The sequence below is a fragment of the Citrobacter sp. Cf118 genome (assembly GCF_030334095.1).
Classification (GTDB): domain Bacteria; phylum Pseudomonadota; class Gammaproteobacteria; order Enterobacterales; family Enterobacteriaceae; genus Citrobacter; species Citrobacter freundii.
In genome coordinates this window covers 26330-45918 of sequence record NZ_JAOWES010000058.1, presented here as the reverse complement: position 1 = coordinate 45918, position 19589 = coordinate 26330, and the positions used below count along the sequence as shown (strand labels likewise).

Here is a 19589-nt window from a genome sequence, read left to right as displayed (position 1 = left end):
GCGTAGGGGTAAGGAGGATGGAAAGAGGTTGTCGTATAAAGAAACTAGTAACCGTTAAGCCACCTCTGCAAAATCACCAAACAGGATGGGAACTATGAAAATCAAAACTGGCGCACGCATCCTCGCATTGTCTGCATTGACGACGATGATGTTTTCCGCCTCGGCTCTCGCCAAGATTGAAGAAGGTAAGCTGGTTATCTGGATTAACGGCGACAAAGGCTATAACGGCCTCGCTGAAGTGGGCAAAAAATTCGAGAAAGACACCGGGATCAAAGTCACTATTGAGCACCCGGACAAACTGGAAGAGAAATTCCCGCAGGTTGCCGCGACCGGCGACGGCCCGGACATCATCTTCTGGGCTCATGACCGTTTTGGCGGTTACGCTCAGTCTGGCCTGCTGGCTGAAATCACGCCTGACAAAGCGTTCCAGGACAAACTCTATCCGTTCACCTGGGATGCCGTACGCTATAACGGCAAACTGATTGCCTACCCGATCGCGGTTGAAGCGCTGTCGCTGATTTACAACAAAGACCTCGTGCCAAACCCACCGAAAACCTGGGAAGAAATTCCTGCACTGGATAAAGAGCTGAAGGCGAAAGGTAAATCCGCGCTGATGTTCAACCTGCAAGAGCCGTACTTCACCTGGCCGCTGATTGCCGCCGACGGCGGTTACGCATTCAAGTTTGAAAACGGCAAGTACGATGTGAAAGACGTGGGCGTGGATAACGCCGGCGCGAAAGCGGGCCTGACCTTCCTGGTTGACCTGATCAAGAACAAACATATGAACGCGGATACGGATTACTCCATCGCCGAAGCGGCCTTTAACAAGGGCGATACCGCGATGACCATCAACGGTCCGTGGGCGTGGTCCAATATCGACAAGAGCAAAATCAACTACGGCGTCACGCTGCTGCCAACCTTCAAAGGTAAAGCGTCTAAACCATTTGTTGGCGTTCTGAGCGCCGGTATCAATGCCGCCAGCCCGAACAAAGAACTGGCGAAAGAGTTCCTCGAAAACTACCTGCTGACCGATCAGGGTCTGGATGAAGTGAACAAGGACAAGCCGCTGGGCGCCGTTGCGCTGAAATCCTTCCAGGATCAGTTAGCAAAAGACCCGCGCATCGCCGCCACCATGGATAACGCCCAGAAAGGCGAAATCATGCCGAACATCCCACAGATGTCCGCATTCTGGTATGCCGTTCGTACCGCAGTGATCAACGCAGCCAGCGGCCGTCAGACCGTCGATGCCGCGCTGAAAGATGCACAAGGTCGTATCACCAAGTAATACGGTTTCCCTTATCTCTTAGGGAATCAGGTTTATTGAATACGTTGTTACGCGAAATCATTCGCGCTACATCGAGGCGGCAAGGAGGCAAATCCCCAGGAGCTTACATAAGTAAGTGACTGGGGTGAGCTTCCGCAGCCAACAAAGAGGTAGTGCGAAGGATAAAGCGTAAAGAGGAAGATCCCCATGGATGTCATTAAAAAGAAACACTGGTGGCAAAGCGACACGCTGAAATGGTCAGTGATGGGTCTGCTTGGGCTGCTGGTCGGTTACCTTGTTGTTTTGATGTACGCTCAGGGGGAGTACCTGTTTGCCATCATGACGCTGATTTTAAGCTCTGCTGGCCTGTATATTTTCGCTAACCGTAAAGCCTATGCCTGGCGCTATGTTTACCCGGGCGTTGCCGGTATGGGGCTGTTTGTCCTGTTTCCGCTGATTTGTACGATCGCCATTGCCTTTACCAACTACAGCAGTACCAACCAGCTGACCTTTGAACGTGCTCAGGAAGTCCTGATGGATCGTTCGTATCAGGCTGGGAAAACCTACAACTTTGGCCTGTATCCGGCGGGTGATGAGTGGCAACTGGCTCTCACCGACGGTGAAACCGGCAAGAATTATCTCTCCGACGCCTTTAAATTTGGCGGCGAACAGAAACTGCAGTTGAAAGAAGCCGAAGCGCTGCCAGCGGGCGAGCGTGCAACGCTGCGCATCATCACGCAAAATCGCCAGGCATTAACCCAATTGACCGCCATCCTGCCGGATGAAAGCAAAGTGATTATGAGTTCACTGCGCCAGTTTTCCGGCACGCAGCCACTTTATACGCTCGCTGATGACGGTACGCTCACCAACAGCCAGAGCGGCGTAAAATACCGCGCCAATAACGATATTGGTTATTATCAAGCGATTAACGCTGACGGTAGCTGGGGTAGCGAAAGACTCAGTCCAGGCTATACCGTTGCCATCGGCTGGGATAACTTCACTCGCGTGTTTACCGACGAAGGCATCCAGAAACCGTTCTTCGCCATCTTTGTCTGGACGGTGGTCTTCTCCGTTCTGACTGTGATCCTCACCGTTGCTGTGGGGATGGTGCTGGCCTGTCTCGTACAGTGGGAGTCTCTCAAAGGCAAAGCGATTTACCGTGTCCTGCTGATTCTTCCGTATGCCGTACCGTCGTTTATCTCGATTCTGATTTTCAAGGGCTTATTCAACCAGAGCTTTGGTGAAATCAACATGATGCTGAGCGCACTGTTTGGTATCAAACCGGCCTGGTTCAGCGACCCAACCACCGCACGCTCGATGATTATTATCGTCAACACCTGGCTCGGTTATCCATACATGATGATCCTGTGCATGGGTCTGCTGAAAGCGATTCCTGACGATCTGTATGAAGCCTCGGCGATGGATGGTGCAGGTCCGTTCCAGAACTTCTTTAAGATAACGCTACCGCTGCTGATTAAGCCGCTGACACCGCTGATGATCGCCAGCTTCGCCTTTAACTTTAACAACTTCGTGCTGATTCAGCTGTTGACCAACGGTGGCCCGGACCGACTCGGCACCACCACGCCAGCCGGTTATACCGACCTGCTCGTGAGCTACACCTACCGTATTGCCTTTGAAGGCGGCGGTGGTCAGGACTTCGGTCTGGCGGCGGCGATTGCCACGCTGATCTTCCTGCTGGTCGGAGCGCTGGCGATTGTGAACCTGAAAGCCACACGTATGAAGTTTGATTAAGGGAGACAACGAACATGGCTATGGTACAACCCAAATCTCAGAAACTGCGTCTCTTAACAACGCACCTGCTGCTGCTGATTTTCATCGCGGCGATCATGTTCCCGTTGCTGATGGTTATCGCTATCTCGCTGCGCGAAGGCAACTTTGCCACCGGCAGTTTGATCCCGGAAAACATCTCCTGGGAACACTGGAAACTGGCACTGGGCTTTAGCGTTGAACACGCGGATGGCCGTGTGACGCCGCCGCCGTTCCCGGTACTGCTGTGGCTGTGGAACTCTGTGAAAGTGGCCAGCATTACCGCGATCGGTATCGTGACGCTTTCCACCACCTGTGCTTACGCCTTTGCCCGTATGCGTTTCCCGGGCAAAGCAACCCTGCTGAAAGGGATGCTGATTTTCCAGATGTTCCCGGCGGTGCTGTCTCTGGTCGCGTTGTATGCTTTGTTTGACCGCCTGGGCCAGTATATTCCGTTTATCGGCCTGAACACGCACGGCGGCGTGATCTTCGCCTATCTTGGCGGTATTGCGCTGCATGTATGGACGATTAAGGGTTATTTCGAAACCATCGACGGTTCGCTGGAAGAAGCGGCCGCGCTGGATGGCGCAACGCCGTGGCAGGCATTCCGCCTGGTGCTGCTACCACTTTCCGTTCCGATTCTGGCGGTCGTGTTTATTCTGTCTTTCATTGCCGCTATTACCGAAGTACCGGTCGCGTCACTGCTGCTGCGTGATGTGAACAGCTATACCCTCGCGGTAGGTATGCAGCAGTACCTCAATCCACAGAACTATTTGTGGGGCGACTTTGCCGCCGCAGCTGTACTTTCAGCCATTCCGATCACTCTGGTGTTCTTGCTGGCGCAGCGCTGGCTGGTCAACGGACTGACGGCAGGTGGTGTGAAAGGTTAAGTTTTACCGAAGTAACTGCCCGGCAACGGGCAATGCCACTGCAACCCTCAACTTATGTTATCCCAACCTGTGACTGTTATTCGGCGCTCTACGGAGCGCCCTTTTTTTATGTAAATTACAGGCTGTTAAGCGATGTAAAACGTTTACATTCGCCGGATTATTTTTATTGACAGATAGTTAACATCTTTGTGATAAGCATCACATATGCAAATTTTCATAATGACGAAAACAAAATACAGAATAACACTTCCACCCTCGAAATATTACATTACTCTAAAGATGAAATCGGGCGAGTAACAAATATGAAAGTTTATAATTTTGATAAAGTTATTTCACGCGACGGAACCTATAGCGCTAAATATAATAACAAGGGGCGTGAAATCATCCCTCTATCTGTAGCTGATATGGATATCCCGGTAGCTGATTTTATGGTTTCTGAATTATCAGTCGCAAATCAGAAAGGTATCTACGGTTATACATTATTAAGTGATGACTGGCAGCAAGTGACAGCACAGTGGTATCAACGCCATTACTCGTGGAAGGTCAACCCTGAACACATTGTTTTTTGCCCACGAGTGGTACAAGCCGTTTCATTATATATCCAGAATTTTACCCAACCGGGAGATGCTATTGTCAGCCTGGCACCAGCCTATCATCCTATTAGCCATGCAGTTGAAGTCAACCATAGAGTATTGCTGGAAAGTGCGTTGCTTTATCGTGACCGCTCCTATGAAATAGACTTTGCGGATCTCGAAGATAAGTTTAAAACGGCTTGTTGTTTCATTCTAATATCGCCGCATAATCCAACAGGAACAATCTGGTCAGAAGATAATCTAAGAAAAATAGCTTCATTAGCAGAGAAATACAACGTTTTTATTATTTCTGATGATGTTCATGCAGACTTCAATTTCATCAAAAAACAACATCAAACAATTTCTTCGATAAGTTCATACGTTGCACAAAACTCGTTTATTTGTACATCTCCGGCAAAAACATTCAATATGGCCGGACTTGAAATCGCCAATATTGTTATTGCTAATGATAAGTATCGAGAAAAGTTTAAATCAGCTCTTATTGCAGCAGGTATCCATAATCCTGGTTATTTCTCTGTTCCTGCATTTCTCTGTGCTTACCGCCATGGTGATTCTTGGTTAGCAGCATTAAAAGATTATTTAGCCGAAAACAGGAGTTGGGTTCAATCCTTTTGCCAGACTCATTTTCCAGACTGGGTTTTAGCCTCTGGTGGCGGAACTTACATGTTGTGGATTGACTACCGAGCGATGAACATCAGCGAAGAGCAGCTACGCCATTGGTTTGTTTCGCTCGCAGGTGTTGAGATGAGTTGGGGATCAGATTTTGGCGATGAAGGACTTGGTTTTTTCCGTGTGAACATTGCCACGCCGAGAACCATTCTTAAAGAAGCATTTGAACGGATTTATCAGAGCATACCCTACACTAAAGGAGTTTCCCTCCATGAATAATAACAATACTCCAAGAACACCAACTCTGGTGGAATCAATGTTACCGATACTGGCGATGGTCTTATTGCTGGGGGTCGGTTATGCGGCTTTCGATCTACCACCTGAGCCATTAATGGTCCTTTCGACCGTCATTGCGGCACTATTGGTTAAGCGTTTGGGGTACGGCTACAACGCAATCCTTGAATCAATTTCGCAGAAAATCGCCAAAACGATGCCCGCTCTCTTAATTTTGATCAGCGTGGGCCTACTGATTGGGACATGGATGATAGGCGGTACTATTCCGCTGATGATTTATTACGGCCTTAATCTGATAAACCCTTCAATGATCTATGTGACAGCCCTGCTTGTCACTGCAGTCGTCTCTGTGTGCACAGGAACATCCTGGGGCTCAGCGGGCACAGTCGGTGTAGCGTTTATGGGCGTGGCCATCGGAATGGAGGCTAATCTGGCAGCAACTGCTGGCGCTATTGTGGCGGGAGCTTACTTCGGGGACAAACTGTCTCCCCTTTCTGGTGACACTAACCTGGCAGCGATGGCCGCCCAGATAGATCTCTATGAACATATCGCTCATTTACTTTACACAACCCTTCCTTCCTTGATCCTTTCTGCTGTTGTCATGACTCTCTATGGTATGAATGGCGATCTCGGCGGCTCGACCGTTCCCGATAAAGTTCAGTTAATTACAGAGGGATTAAAGGGTATTTACCATTTTAATTTGTTGTTACTGTTACCCATTGCTATTGTCCTGTACGGCTCGATTACCAAGAAACCAACCATTCCAATTATGTTAGTTTCGGCACTGGTTGCCATGATCAACGCCAGCGTCATTCAGGGTTTCACTCTGCACGATATTGTAAAAAGCGCCGTAGACGGATTTAACGTTTCAATGCTTGCCGATAAAGATGTTAATCCCCTATTGGGTAATTTGCTTAACCGTGGTGGCATGAACTCGATGATGAGTACGCTGCTGATTTGTTTCTGCGCCCTTTCATTTGCGGGAACATTGGCTCTGAGCGGTGCTTTAGAAGTCATTGTCCACAACCTACTTAAATTAGTTCATTCCACAGGTACCATGATTCTTGCGACTATTGCCTGTGGTTTAACAATGATTAGCGTGACCTGTAATGGTCAGATCTCAATCCTGATTCCGATTGAAATGCTACGAAGCGCTTATATTGAGCGCGGGTTACACCCAAAAAATCTGGCAAGGACAGTAGAAGACTCTGCCACCATATTCGAGCCGATTCTGCCCTGGACTGCGGCGGGAGCCTACATGGCAGGTACGCTTGGTGTTGCAACATTAAGCTATCTTCCGTGGGCTATTCTCTGCTGGAGTGGCATTTTCTTTGCGACGTTATGGGGGTTCACTGGTTTTGGCATTGCTCGCTTATCCAAAGAAAAGCAGCAACAGCTCATGATGGAAGCAGCAAATGAAAGCAAGTAGTACCAGCCTGATTAAGATATTTGCCAATAATTAACTACGTCTACACGCCGCAGCCCGATTGCGGCGTGTTGTCTTTTACTCTCGCTTCAGCCGTTTGGAATTACACAGCCACAGGGTGATCACCAGCAGCAGGATCGCTGCAGAATAGATCAGCACATCCATCGGCGCTTTATGATCGACAATGATCAACCGCACAATCGCGGTGATCCCGATATAGACAAAGTAGCGCAACGGAAAGTGAAACCCTGACTGAAAGTACTTCACAATCAACGCGATAAATTCAAAGTAGAGGAAGTAAACCACCAGCCCTTCCACCAGTTCATACTTGCTGGTTTGTTCCGGGGCGAACAGCACGTCCGCCAGATGCAGCGTTTCTTTCCCGAGGAATACAACCAGGATCAGGCCCAGACTCAGCAGTCCCAGATTCAACACGGTCTGTAAAATAGTGGAGATAAACTCCACGCGCGGACGAGATAGCGACGTCATAGCAGCACCTCTTACTCAGTGGCGAGGTTCCTGTATAACGCAAAAATGTGACAGAGATCTACATTTTTTGTTTATATTTTGTGCAAGAAAGGTCAACGGAGAATGATGAATGCCACGATACATTTCACAGGATGAATTATGCAGCTAAGACAATCCGCTGTCCGCAACGTTACCTGCGGTGAGAACGTGGTGATTTATGAACCCGCCAATCTCTACGATTGCACATTGGGAGACAACGTTTTTGTCGGACCATTTGTTGAAATCCAGGGCAGCACGCAGATTGGCGCAGACAGCAAAATTCAGTCGCACACCTTCATCTGCGAATATGTCACCATCGGTTCCCGCTGTTTTATCGGGCATGGCGTGATGTTCGCCAACGATATGTTCCGCGAAGGAAAACCCAACGCCGACCGCAACAGCTGGGGACGCATTACGATTGGCGACGATGTTTCGATCGGCAGTGGAGCGACCATTCTGGCGGTCACTGTCTGCGATGGCGCGGTCATCGGCGCAGGAAGCGTAGTGACCAAATCAATCACCGAGAAAGGCGTGTACGCGGGAAACCCGGCAAAATTATTGCGTCGCCTGTAACTTCCCTGATGACGGCGTAAACACCTTATCCGGCCTGCAATACAGGCACTTTGTAGGCCGGATAAGCGTAGCGCCATCCGGCTGGCAAACGGCTCGATTACCGAAAATTCACGCTGCGATCGCTGGTCATATCGTACAGACCAAACTTACGCCCAAGCTGCTGACCGCCATCACGTGTTAACGGCGTCCAGCCAATCGCCGCACGGCTGCGGGTCGGACCAGACGAGAACAGATCCAGCGGCACGGAAACGTACACCCCTTTAGTAAAATCACCCTCGCCATACTCATCCGGCGAGGCGTTAGTGATAGTCGCATAACCACCCACCACGACACCGCTGTCGAAGCGTTTGGCGATCTCCAACGTTCCGCCCTTATCCCCGGCCAGATACTGACCCACGCTGGCTTTCACCAGCACATCCTGGGCGAAAGAAGGATTCCAGTACGCGGTCAAATGCCCGGTCTTCACGCTGTAGTCGGTGAATTTCATCATGTCCTGCGCGCTACGCCAGTCACGCTGTTTCACGTAGTTGGCATCAACACCAAACGCCCAGTTGCTGTCCAGCGGGCGATACAGCACTTCTGCCCCCGCCCCGCCGTACATGGTCTCCAGATAGCCGCCGTAAACCTGTCCGTAAAAGCCGTTGCCGAGTGACTGGAAGTAGTTGGCCTGCAGGTTATTCACGTAAACATCGTTTTGCACGTAGTCACGTACATGGGTACGCACACGCGGCAAATGCGAATCCTGCGGCGGGTTGGTGTAGTTAAACTTGTCATAGTTATTGGCGAGGTTGGCGAACAAACTCCCGGTGGTCAGCAGATGATCGGTCACCCACCAATCCGCCGTACCCATCACGCCCAACTGATACATATAGAAATTTTCCGGGCCACCCACCGACTGGTTTAGCACCGGATCGATATGGAAATCGAAGCGCGACTTATCGATATACCAGCCCTGCTCGGTCGTTTTCGGCACCACGGGCTCCACGCGTTTTTGCGCCAGTTGAGTCTCATGGCCCAAGGGCTCGCCTTCCAGATGGCGCTTGAGGCTGGAAACCTCTGTTTCGGTCGTCACCTGCGGCAAGTTAAGGCGATTTTCCGTAATACGGATCGTGCGGATCCCGTCAGGAAGATCGTTCATCACGATCCGGTTGGCACGCTCGATCCCCTCGCGCGAATCACGGTATTTCACCTGTTCGCCTGTTACATACAGCGTATCGCCCTGCACCTGGATTTTAGGATCCGCCAGCCCGGCATTGTATTTCAGCAGCGTTAGCTGATTCGCCACTACCGAATGTTGCAGGATCGCATCCTGCGGCTGCGGCTGATATTTCGGGCGGGCGTTGTCGTTATAGTGTGGTCGCAGATCGTTAAAGTTAGTCCGCAGCGTGACCCCAAACATAAAGGTGTTGCCGCGCTCATAGCTGAGGTTAACGTCGGCCCAATCGGTGACGCGATAAATAGCGCCGACGTTAAACTTGCTCTTCTGATCCTGCTTGCCCGCAAAATCCTGCTGGTAATTATTACCCTCATACTCCAGTTTCAGACGCAGCGGCTGCCAGGGTGTCTGATATTCCACGCCACCAAACAGCGACGCCGGGCCGTGGAACATCTGGCTGCCGTCAATGGAACCCGCCTGCTTGTAACTGTTATCGCGATGACAGAATTTATCGCTGTATGAGCAAAACGGATTGCTGACGTTGCCGCTGGTCCCGAGGTATCCCCAGCCAAGACCGAGTGAGAAATCAAACGGTCCCCAGGCTTTGTTCGCCACAATATACTCCGCATCGAACAGGCCCGTTCCGCCAATATCTCGCGCGCCAACTGCCACCTGCGGCATCCAGTAGCTCTCTTCCCACAGACGTAGTTTGAGATCAAAAGCCTTATCCTTGTAAGTCTGATCGCCAGAAAACGACTCCACGCTACTGTATTGTTTGGTACGCACATCGGTATAGCGCAGCGTGGTTTCCAGCCACGGGAAGAGCTGCACCGACGCAGAGTAATAGCGGTACTGATCGTTATCGCGGTAGTTAAGACTCATTTCGCCCTCACGCGCCATGCGTGCGGTTGGGGTTTGCAGCAGCCCCACGCCGCCAAAATCGGACTGGGAAGGACCAATCGGCGCAGGATACGCTTCACCGTGACAGGCCGCACTGATACCCAGCGCCAACAGGCTGAGCAGATAAGTTTTTCTCATTATTCGGGTATCCGCTGGGTCAGGGTGCGAAGAATGTCGGCATTGATTTCATCCGGGGTGCTGCTCCAGACAGAGTCCGACAGCCCGACAAAAATGATGCTGCCGGGCATCGGCTCAATGTGACGTTTGTTCCAGTAGGCGACCGGTACTTTTTGTGTGCGTCCGTTGGGATAGACAACCCAGGCGTAGCTACGATCCGCGCCGCTGAGCCGATGCTGCCCATCGAGATAGCTGGCAACATTACGTCCGGGTATAAACGGCTGTTTACCTGTGTGGCTTAGCAAACCAAACAGCGTGATATCCGTGGGCTGCGGTCCGACCCACAGTGTGTAATTGCCCTGCAACGGCGGGTTACCTAGCTCACTGGTACGCACTACATCCGGGTCGAGATTAATCGTCTGTCTACCGGTCACCTTCAGCGCCTGAATTTGCTGGCGTAATGCGTTGATAGCGCCAGCAGCATCACCGCTTGCTTCAGCGCTCAACGTCGCCAGACGAGCCAGTAATGCCTGCTGCTGACGTTGTGCCTCAGTTGTTGCCCGCTCTTCGCTGATAACCGCGCCTGGCCACCAGCTATTGCTTAACCGCGGCTCTCCAACCAGGTCGAGCAGATGTTCAGCCCCGGTCAGCGTTTTTGCTTCTGTGCTACCTGTCGTAATCACTTTTACGCTGCCCGCAGCAAAAACAGATGCCGCGCACAGGCTGAATGTCAGCGCAGTAATCATTTGTTTCATCATGGTTTTGCCGCCTTAATCAGCGTGGTTTTCACCGGGAAGAAACCTGCGCCAAGATACTGTTCCGACTGGCGAATCTGCCCTTCACTGTCGATCCAGTAGCGGTTATGCCAGCGCGTTTGATCGGTGGTGACCTCTTCATCAAGGATCCGTACCGGCGTGTTATCGCTGCCGACTTTGATGGTGTCGGCGCCATCCCATGTGAAAACCGAGCGCGCGGTGGCATAGCTTACCTGCTGATGTTCAGTCCAGCCCATCGTGCGGGTCCAAGTTGCGCCGTCGACTATCTGATTTGGCTTGATGAGCAGGTCTGTCGCCAGATTATTCACCTCGATTAGGTTGTCCCCGCCAAGGTGTGTTTTCACAATGCGCCCATGCTGCGTGACGAGAATAGCCCGATCCTGAGTCACCCACTTCTGCTGTCCGTTTTCTGCAAACGCGAGTACCACAAACAGTTGGGGACCGCCGTTGAGCTGCATGTACTGGCTGGCGTAAGGCATGTTTTGAATTTCATCGTCCGTCATCTGTACGCCGGGAGTACCAAACACGCTATCCCACAGCGAATGACCCAGCCCTTCGGTAGTGGCTGAGCACGCCTGCAGTAGCAGGCAAACCATTATGATCGCTGGTCGCTTCACGACGTTTCTCCGCATTATTGCCGGGTGGCGCGACGCTTACCCGGCCTACAAATCCCACAGACTTTTGGCAATTCCAAAATAACCACACCGAAGTGTGGTTAGAATTAAACGTACCTTTATTACTGGGTACTGGTGGTTGTGGTAGTTGTGGTTCCGGTATTAGAACCATCGCCGCCGCCGGTCGCCGCCAGGGCAACCCCCACCGCAGAACTTACGGTGCTCACGCTGGTTGCGGAGGAACTTCCTGCCGAAACCGACGCAGCAGCCGACCCTGCAGCCTCACCCACCTGAACGGGGGCGGCATAGACAGAGGTCGCCGCAAGCGCAGATATAGCCCAAAGGCCATACAGAACTTTTTTCATCACAAATTCCCTTCATTGTATGAATGGAGATTTACCCAAAAGAATTTCGGGCGAGATCGAGTATACACAAGCGAAGTATGCAAATTAGGTCGAGAGGGAATTTAGGACAATTAGATAACGAGAGAAAATATGATTAACAACAAATAATAAAAACAACTTAATTCAAAGAGTTAAAATATAATAATAAAAATACAATATCCGGTAAATCTGAAAATATCAGAAACAGGATAACGTTGAATAAATTATTTTAGGATTAAGCTCAATTAAAGGGTGAAGTAAAAACGTAGATATCCTGGAGTAATCTTATAAAAAGCCGATATTAATATCGGCTTTTTTATTTCATTAATGCCGGATGGCGGCGAAACGCCTTATCCGGCCTACAGGATATGTGCCTGTAGGCCGGATAAGCGCAGCGCCATCAGGCGCGCCAGGCTTTGTAACGGTTAATCAACCCATTAGTAGAAACATCATGGGAAGAAACAGTTTTATCATCGTTCAGCTCTGGCAGAATGCGGTTCGCCAGCTGTTTGCCCAGCTCAACGCCCCACTGGTCAAAGGTGAAGATGTTCAGGATCGCGCCCTGAGTGAAGATTTTGTGTTCGTACAGCGCAATCAGCGCACCCAGGCTGAACGGCGTGATTTCGCGCAGCAGAATGGAGTTCGTTGGACGGTTACCTTCGAACACTTTGAACGGCACAACGTGCTCAAGCGTAGCCGGATCTTTACCCTGGTCGCGATATTCCTGCTCAACCACTTCACGAGATTTACCAAAAGCCAGCGCTTCGGTTTGCGCGAAGAAGTTAGACAGCAGTTTCGGATGGTGATCCGACAGCGGGTTGTGGGTGATTGCCGGCGCGATGAAATCGCACGGCACCATTTTGGTACCCTGGTGGATCAGCTGGTAGAACGCATGCTGGCCGTTAGTACCCGGCTCACCCCAGATGATTGGGCCAGTCTGGTAATCCACCGCATTGCCGTTACGGTCAACGTATTTACCGTTGGATTCCATGTTGCCCTGCTGGAAGTAGGCCGCGAAACGGTGCATATACTGGTCATACGGCAGAATCGCTTCGGTTTCGGCACCGAAGAAGTTGTTGTACCAGATACCGATCAGCGCCAGCAGCACCGGCAGGTTTTTCTCAGCCGGGGTGGTGGAGAAGTGTTTGTCCATCGCATGCGCGCCGGAGAGCAGCTCAACAAAGTTGTCGAAGCCTACGGACAGGATGATGGACAGACCGATTGCAGACCACAGGGAGTAACGACCGCCAACCCAGTCCCAGAACTCGAACATATTGGCTGTATCAATACCAAACTCGCCAACCGCTTTACCGTTAGTGGAAAGCGCTGCGAAGTGTTTGGCTACGTGCTTGTTGTCGCCAGCGGTCGCCAGGAACCAGTCGCGCGCGCTGTGGGCGTTGGTCATGGTTTCCTGGGTGGTGAAGGTTTTGGAAGCGACCAGGAACAGCGTGGTTTCCGGATTCACTTTCTTCAGCACTTCGGCAATGTGCGTACCATCGACGTTCGACACAAAGTGCATGTTCAGGTGATTTTTATACGGACGCAGCGCTTCGGTCACCATGAACGGGCCAAGGTCAGAACCGCCGATACCGATGTTTACTACATCAGTGATGGCTTTGCCGGTATAGCCTTTCCAGCTTCCGGAGATGATCGCTTCAGAGAAAGATTTCATCTTCTCCAGTACCGCATTCACTTCCGGCATCACATCTTTGCCGTCAACGATGATCGGCGTATTGCTACGGTTACGCAGCGCCACGTGCAGCACGGCACGGTCTTCAGTACGGTTGATTTTCTCACCGGAGAACATGGACTTGATGGCACCCGCCAAATCGGTTTCTTTCGCCAGATCCTGCAGTTTAGCCAGCGTCTCTTCAGTGATGCGGTTTTTGGAGAAATCCACCAGCATCAGATCGTCAAACGTCGCGGAAAACTTAGTGAAACGATCGCTATCTTTCGCGAAAAGATCCGCGATAGTAACGTCTTTCATTTCTTCAAAGTGTTTTTGTAGTGCCTGCCAGGCTGAGGTCTGCGTTGGATTGATGTTTTTCATTAGCAATACTCTTCTGATTTTGAGAATTGTGACTGAGATCGATTGTAACGCCAGTCACAGAAAAGTGTGATTGTTTTAATGCCATTGCCAGGGCATCCGCCAAACGTGGCTAAAAAGTATAGCGGTTATCAGCGTTGTTATTAGTACCGTTACTCAACGCAGTTGCAGCATGAAAAATCCGCATAATCCCAGCGTTGACAGTGCAAGCTACACATTTTATTTATAAATACGGTATTTGCATTTGCGCCTGCACCGGTTTTCGTTCTGCCTTATGTGCCATGGTCGCTCTATTCATTCCCTGACACGAGGTAGTTATGACTGATGTAGTTGTCTCCAAGTTTGGTGGTACCAGCGTGGCGGATTTTGATGCCATGAATCGCAGCGCTGATGTAGTGCTTTCTGATGCTAACGTCCGTGTGGTGGTACTTTCCGCTTCTGCGGGAATCACCAACCTGCTGGTCGCACTGGCTGAAGGGCTGGAGCCAACCGCGCGCTTCGAAAAACTCGATGCCATTCGTCAAATTCAGTTCAATATTCTGGAACGCCTGCGTTATCCAAACGTGATCCGTGAAGAGATCGAACGTCTGCTGGAAAACATCACCACACTGGCAGAAGCGGCGTCACTGGCGACCTCAACCGCGCTGACCGACGAACTGGTCAGCCACGGTGAACTGATGTCTACCCTGCTGTTCGTCGAGATCCTGCGTGAACGCAACGTGCAAGCGCAGTGGTTTGACGTGCGTAAAGTGATGCGCACTAACGATCGTTTTGGTCGTGCAGAACCCGACGTCACGGCGCTGGCTGAACTGGCAACGCTCCAGTTGGCCCCGCGTCTGAGCGAAGGTCTGGTGATTACTCAGGGCTTTATCGGCAGTGAAGGCAAGGGCCGCACCACCACGCTGGGACGTGGCGGCAGCGATTATACCGCCGCCTTACTGGCAGAAGCCCTACACGCAACGCGCGTTGATATCTGGACCGACGTTCCCGGCATCTACACTACCGATCCACGCGTAGTTCCGGCTGCACAGCGTATTGATGAAATCGCCTTTGAAGAGGCCGCGGAAATGGCGACCTTTGGCGCGAAAGTTTTGCACCCGGCAACCCTGTTGCCAGCCGTACGTAGCGATATTCCGGTATTTGTGGGCTCCAGTAAGGATCCAAAAGCAGGCGGTACGCTGGTATGTAATAAAACCGCGAATCCACCGCTGTTCCGGGCGCTGGCATTACGCCGTAAGCAGACGCTGCTGACACTGCATAGCCTGAATATGCTGCACTCTCGCGGCTTTTTGGCGGAAGTGTTCGGCATCCTGGCACGCCACAATATCTCGGTCGATTTAATTACCACATCCGAAGTCAGCGTGGCGCTGACGCTGGATACCACTGGTTCAACGTCCACCGGCGATACACTGTTAACACAGTCTCTGCTGATGGAACTGTCTGCCCTGTGTCGGGTTGAAGTGGAAGAAGGCCTGGCGCTGGTGGCGTTGATTGGCAATGACCTGTCCAAAGCCTGTGGCGTGGGTAAAGAGGTGTTCGGCGTACTGGAGCCGTTCAACATTCGAATGATTTGCTACGGCGCGTCCAGCCATAACCTGTGCTTCCTGGTACCCGGTACTGAAGCGGAGCAGGTGGTACAGAAGCTGCACCATAATTTGTTCGAATAAGTAGACGTCAACGCCCGATGGTTCTTAGGCCATCGGGCATTTTCAGCGCATCACCGTTTCATATAACAATCTGTCCAGCTCCCTGACATCGCCTTCCCGGCAATCCGGTAACGCCGGTGGAATCTCTCCTCTTTCCAGCTCGGCGCGGATAAACGCATGCAACAGTGGACGGCGCGGGCCGTATTCCGCTTCACCCGCACACTGCTTGCGCTCCAACAGCTCATCAATTTCATGACGCAATGGCGCATCCAGTTCACTTCCCGCCAGCAGGTCGGCAAAACGCATCGGCGGTACGCCCTTGCCCGCTTCCACCCAACGCACCGCCAACAGGGGTCGCAGAACGTAGAAGTACTTCTTCAATCGCACGTCGTCACCCTGCAAATAACCGCGGAAGTTTTTCCGCGCCATCGAGTAGTAGTGCCAGCGGGCACGTAGCGGAGAAAACCATTTGGGCACCAACGCTTTCAGCGCCGAAACGGTCACTTCATCCTGCTGGTAGACCACCGGCGAATCCAGCCACTCGATAAGCGTCGGGTTTGCGCCTTTGAGTAACCCCAGCGCCTTGCGCCATTCCCAGCCGCACACGTCCAGCTCATCATCTATCGGCAGCTCGATAACATCGCGTGGCGCTTCGACCCGCAGATACCATTCAGGGGGATGAACATAGAGAAATCGCACGTCGTAGTCGCTGTCCGGCGAGGCAAATCCCCAGCCACGGCTGCCGGATTCACAGGCATACAGCACCCTGACGCCATAGCGCTGCTCAACCTCTTTTAGCTGGCGCAATACCCTTTCACGCATTGCGCCGTCCACTGTGTTGTCGCTCATTATTCTTATCCTTTTATGTTCACAAGGCCGTGCAGCACCTGATCCAGGCCCCCGAACACCGAGATTTTATCGATACGCTCAGCAACTCTTTCGAGGGTTTCCAGTTCTTTTAAGCGCAGCGCTACCGGGTTGTTTTCCATCACTTTTGCCGTATTTAACAGCGATCGCGTGGCGGCCGTCTCTTCACGACGTCGGATCACGTTGGCCTGGGCGGATTTTTCCGCTTCAACCAGTTGCGATAAAATAGCCTTCATATCGCCGGGCAGGACAATATCCTTCACCCCCAGTGAAGCCACTTCAATACCAAACGGCGTCATACGGGCTTTCACCTGCGCGCTCACCACTTCATCGATCGCCTGCTTATCTTCCAGCAATTCGTCCAGCGTGCGCGTTCCCACCGCTTCACGCAGCGCAAACTGCAACTCACGGTAAAGGTGATCCAGCGGTTTAGTCAGTTGACCAAATGCCAGCAGCACATCGCTATAACGCCAGTTCGCCGCCAGGTTTAAACGCAGGTTGACCTTATCTTTGGTCAGGATCTCCTGACCGCCAACCTCCAGCACCTGCAAACGGGTATCCACCACTTCCGCTTCAATCAGATGGTTTACCTTCCAGTATGCTGTTAACCCCGGCAGCAACAGCGCCTGAGTTTCACCATCAATTTTCAGTACACCGACGTGCCACGCCGGGACCTGCACCGTTAAGATAGCTTCGCGACCTTTCACCGCACCGCTGCGACGTGGCTGTAACACCGCGTTCATCACGTCAACAGGAACCAAAACCTGACGAGTATCCATCCGTACCAGCTTCAGCGCTTCATCGGCCTGCCAGTACAGACGGCGCGTTGCCGGTGGCAAAATTTCCTGCAAGACGCCGTTCACATACAGCGCACCTGCTTCAGTATCGGTTAAATCAGCTACCACACAGTACTGCTCCACCCATGTAGGCTGGAAGCGACGTAAATACTCCGCGAGCGCTTCCGGAATTTCGCTGCCATCGGTATTGATTACCAGAACGTCCGGAGTGTTAAACCATGGCAAACGGTGTTCACCTGCATCCAGTACCTGATAGTAATCACCCTGTCGGGATAACAGGCCAAGCTGGCCTTTACGAATAGTGATTTTTTTCATCATTTTTTATTCCTTATTGTGAGTCAGGCGCGGGTGCAGGGGCGAAGCGACAGGGGAATTCCTTTTTGCCTGTCACACGGCATCATTACCGGCAGCCTGTTCTGGAGCGTGCTAACTGCACATCACTCCGCTTTATTTCTATGATTAACAACCAGTTTTCATTCGGGGATGAAATTGGGAATCGAACCCACTGTGTGTCATCGGCTGACGGAACACTCCCGGAAAACAGCCTGTGCCGTTCCTGACGTGCCGGCGGGGTTTAACCCCCTGCGCTTTCAGCGTGATTGACGCAAGTGTTATTGCCAGAAGCGTGCCAGGAATAAAAACAGGCATATTTAATTTTTAATTGATTGATTTTTATGATTTTAATTATTAACGCCAATAATGGCGGTTGTCTCAACGGGTTAATTTTTTTATCTTTTATTCTCTTATTTATCTTTTTGGATAAACTATGAAAAAGCGACGGGTAGTGATTGGCGTACTGGGAACGGTGCTCGATAAGCGCGGCAAGCGGGCCAATCGGTTTAAGAAGTGGCGACCCACGGTTGGGCTATGCCAACAACCCGATTTCCCTGTCGACAGGCTGGAACTCCTCCACCAGCCACGCGATGAGAGCATGGCGCAACGGTTGATTGAAGACGTCGCGCTGCTTTCGCCGCACACCCAGGTTCGCCCGCATGCCGTCACCATTAACGATCCGTGGGACTTTGAAGAGGTCTACGCCGCGTTTCTCGACTTTGCCACGCATTATGAATTTGATACGGAAAACGAAGAGTATCTGGTGCACATCACCACCGGCACTCACGTGGCACAAATCTGCTGGTTTTTGCTGACGGAAGCCCGCTACCTGCCCGCCAGCCTGCTGCAAACCAGCCCGGCGCCACGCGGTTCATCAGATGAGGTCGTCGCCGCTGGCGTCTGCTCGGTTATCGATCTCGATTTAAGCCGCTACGCCACGCTCACCAGCCGTTTTCAGCGCGAACAGCAGCAGTCAGTCTCTTTTCTGAAAGCCGGGATTGATACGCACAACGCCACCTTCAATAAACTGATCGATCGCATTGAGCGGGTCGCTCTGCGTTCGACCGACCCGATCCTGCTCACCGGCCCTACCGGCGCGGGCAAATCCTTCCTCGCGAAACGCATTTTCCAGCTACGCCAGTCGCGGCATCTGGTAGCGGGAAAACTGGTGGCGGTTAACTGCGCGACCCTGCGCGGCGACAATGCGATGTCCACGCTGTTCGGTCACGTGAAGGGAGCCTTTACCGGTGCACTCACGGCGCGTAGCGGATTACTGCGAGAGGCCGATGGCGGCGTGCTGTTTCTCGATGAGATCGCCGAATTAGGGCTGGATGAGCAGGCCATGCTGCTAAAAGCGATTGAAGAAAAAACCTTTTTCCCGTTTGGGTCAGACAAAGAAGTACGCAGCGATTTTCAGCTGATTGCCGGCACCCATCGCGACATGCGGCAATGGGTATCTGAAGGCCGCTTTCGCGAGGATCTCTACGCGCGTATCAATATGTGGAGCTTCGCTCTGCCCGGTCTGGCGCAGCGGCGGGAAGATATCGCGCCGAACGTCGAGTATGAGCTGCAACGTTTCTCCAGCAGCAAACAGACGCAAATCCGTTTCGATAAAGAAGCCCGCGCTTCCTATCTGGCATTTGCCTGCTCCCCACAGGCGCAATGGCGCGGCAACTTTCGCGAGCTAAGTTCATCCATCGCGCGCATGGCGACGCTTGCCGAACAAGGTCGCATCACCTTATCCCTTGTCGAAGAAGAGATTGCGCTGCTAAAGGAGAGTTGGCAGATAGCCACTCCGCAGCCTGAACTGAATATGGACATTGACCTGTTCGATCGCCGCCAGTTAGAAACGGTACTGGAAGTGTGCCGCCGCTGCGCGTCGCTGTCGGAAGCCGGACGCGAGCTTTTTGCCGTCTCGCGGCAGAAAAAAGCCAATCCTAACGATGCAGACCGCCTGCGCAAGTATCTCGCTCGTTTCGGGCTGAGCTGGGAAAGCGCTCGCAGCGATCAGATACAATGAAACAATATCT

The 19589-nt window shown here is 51.9% G+C and carries 16 protein-coding genes; 8 read left to right on the top strand and 8 right to left on the bottom strand.

Annotated features, from left to right (window positions below; translation table 11 throughout):
• The first annotated feature begins 94 nt into the window (after window positions 1-94).
• The 5 genes from malE (at window position 95) to nhaC (ending at window position 6846) form a co-directional block, all read left to right on the top strand.
• Window positions 95-1285 carry a maltose/maltodextrin ABC transporter substrate-binding protein MalE gene (gene malE / locus OGX67_RS04455; RefSeq protein ID WP_003031680.1) on the top strand — a complete coding sequence of 397 codons (1191 nt, stop codon included), beginning with the start codon at window positions 95-97 and terminating at the stop codon, window positions 1283-1285.
• Between the two features lie 186 nt (window positions 1286-1471).
• Window positions 1472-3016, top strand: a complete 1545-nt coding sequence (malF, locus tag OGX67_RS04450; protein WP_200012565.1) for a maltose ABC transporter permease MalF — start codon at window positions 1472-1474, stop codon at window positions 3014-3016.
• Window positions 3017-3030: 14 nt separating this feature from the next.
• Window positions 3031-3921: a maltose ABC transporter permease MalG gene (malG, locus tag OGX67_RS04445; protein ID WP_003031677.1), complete on the top strand. Its 891-nt coding sequence runs from the start codon at window positions 3031-3033 to the stop codon at window positions 3919-3921.
• A 302-nt stretch (window positions 3922-4223) separates the two neighbouring features.
• Window positions 4224-5402 carry a MalY/PatB family protein gene (locus tag OGX67_RS04440; RefSeq protein ID WP_128298873.1) on the top strand — a complete coding sequence of 393 codons (1179 nt, stop codon included), beginning with the start codon at window positions 4224-4226 and terminating at the stop codon, window positions 5400-5402.
• Window positions 5395-6846, top strand: coding sequence for a Na+/H+ antiporter NhaC (gene nhaC, locus OGX67_RS04435; RefSeq protein ID WP_032938203.1), 1452 nt, complete (start codon window positions 5395-5397; stop codon window positions 6844-6846). The genes OGX67_RS04440 and nhaC overlap by 8 nt, the downstream gene beginning before the upstream one ends.
• Before the next feature lie 75 nt (window positions 6847-6921).
• Here the strand turns inward: nhaC and psiE are convergent, their stop codons facing one another.
• Window positions 6922-7332, bottom strand: a complete 411-nt coding sequence (psiE, locus tag OGX67_RS04430; protein ID WP_003031674.1) for a phosphate-starvation-inducible protein PsiE — start codon at window positions 7330-7332, stop codon at window positions 6922-6924.
• Between the two features lie 138 nt (window positions 7333-7470).
• On the opposite strand from psiE, the gene OGX67_RS04425 reads away from it, so the two are divergent.
• Entirely contained in the window at window positions 7471-7923 is a 453-nt protein-coding gene (locus OGX67_RS04425; protein ID WP_032938205.1) for an acyltransferase, read from the top strand.
• Window positions 7924-8020: 97 nt separating this feature from the next.
• On the opposite strand, the gene OGX67_RS04420 is transcribed toward OGX67_RS04425, so the two are convergent.
• From OGX67_RS04420 to pgi, 5 genes are all read right to left on the bottom strand, one after another.
• A complete protein-coding gene (locus OGX67_RS04420) occupies window positions 8021-10117 on the bottom strand; it encodes a YjbH domain-containing protein (protein ID WP_286526009.1) in 2097 nt (698 codons plus the stop codon).
• Window positions 10117-10854 (bottom strand): capsule biosynthesis GfcC family protein, encoded by a 738-nt coding sequence (locus tag OGX67_RS04415; RefSeq protein WP_257651902.1) that lies wholly within the window; start codon window positions 10852-10854, stop codon window positions 10117-10119. The genes OGX67_RS04420 and OGX67_RS04415 overlap by 1 nt, the downstream gene beginning before the upstream one ends.
• Window positions 10851-11489, bottom strand: coding sequence for a YjbF family lipoprotein (locus tag OGX67_RS04410; protein ID WP_257651903.1), 639 nt, complete (start codon window positions 11487-11489; stop codon window positions 10851-10853). The genes OGX67_RS04415 and OGX67_RS04410 overlap by 4 nt, the downstream gene beginning before the upstream one ends.
• A gap of 119 nt (window positions 11490-11608) precedes the next feature.
• Window positions 11609-11851, bottom strand: a complete 243-nt coding sequence (yjbE, locus tag OGX67_RS04405) for an exopolysaccharide production protein YjbE (RefSeq protein WP_003826562.1) — start codon at window positions 11849-11851, stop codon at window positions 11609-11611.
• A gap of 418 nt (window positions 11852-12269) precedes the next feature.
• Window positions 12270-13919: a glucose-6-phosphate isomerase gene (pgi, locus tag OGX67_RS04400; protein ID WP_003031668.1), complete on the bottom strand. Its 1650-nt coding sequence runs from the start codon at window positions 13917-13919 to the stop codon at window positions 12270-12272.
• 314 nt (window positions 13920-14233) lie between these two features.
• Here pgi and lysC point away from each other — a divergent pair, with 314 nt between their 5' ends.
• Complete coding sequence (gene lysC, locus OGX67_RS04395; protein ID WP_003031667.1) at window positions 14234-15583, top strand: lysine-sensitive aspartokinase 3; 1350 nt, start codon at window positions 14234-14236, stop codon at window positions 15581-15583.
• Window positions 15584-15625: 42 nt separating this feature from the next.
• Here the strand turns inward: lysC and OGX67_RS04390 are convergent, their stop codons facing one another.
• Window positions 15626-16411, bottom strand: coding sequence for a nucleotidyltransferase domain-containing protein (locus tag OGX67_RS04390; RefSeq protein ID WP_257651904.1), 786 nt, complete (start codon window positions 16409-16411; stop codon window positions 15626-15628).
• A gap of 5 nt (window positions 16412-16416) precedes the next feature.
• Window positions 16417-17544: a slipin family protein gene (locus OGX67_RS04385; RefSeq protein WP_257651905.1), complete on the bottom strand. Its 1128-nt coding sequence runs from the start codon at window positions 17542-17544 to the stop codon at window positions 16417-16419.
• Between the two features lie 448 nt (window positions 17545-17992).
• Here OGX67_RS04385 and rtcR point away from each other — a divergent pair, with 448 nt between their 5' ends.
• Window positions 17993-19579 (top strand): RNA repair transcriptional activator RtcR, encoded by a 1587-nt coding sequence (gene rtcR / locus OGX67_RS04380; protein ID WP_257651906.1) that lies wholly within the window; start codon window positions 17993-17995, stop codon window positions 19577-19579.
• The last annotated feature ends 10 nt before the right edge of the window (window positions 19580-19589 follow it).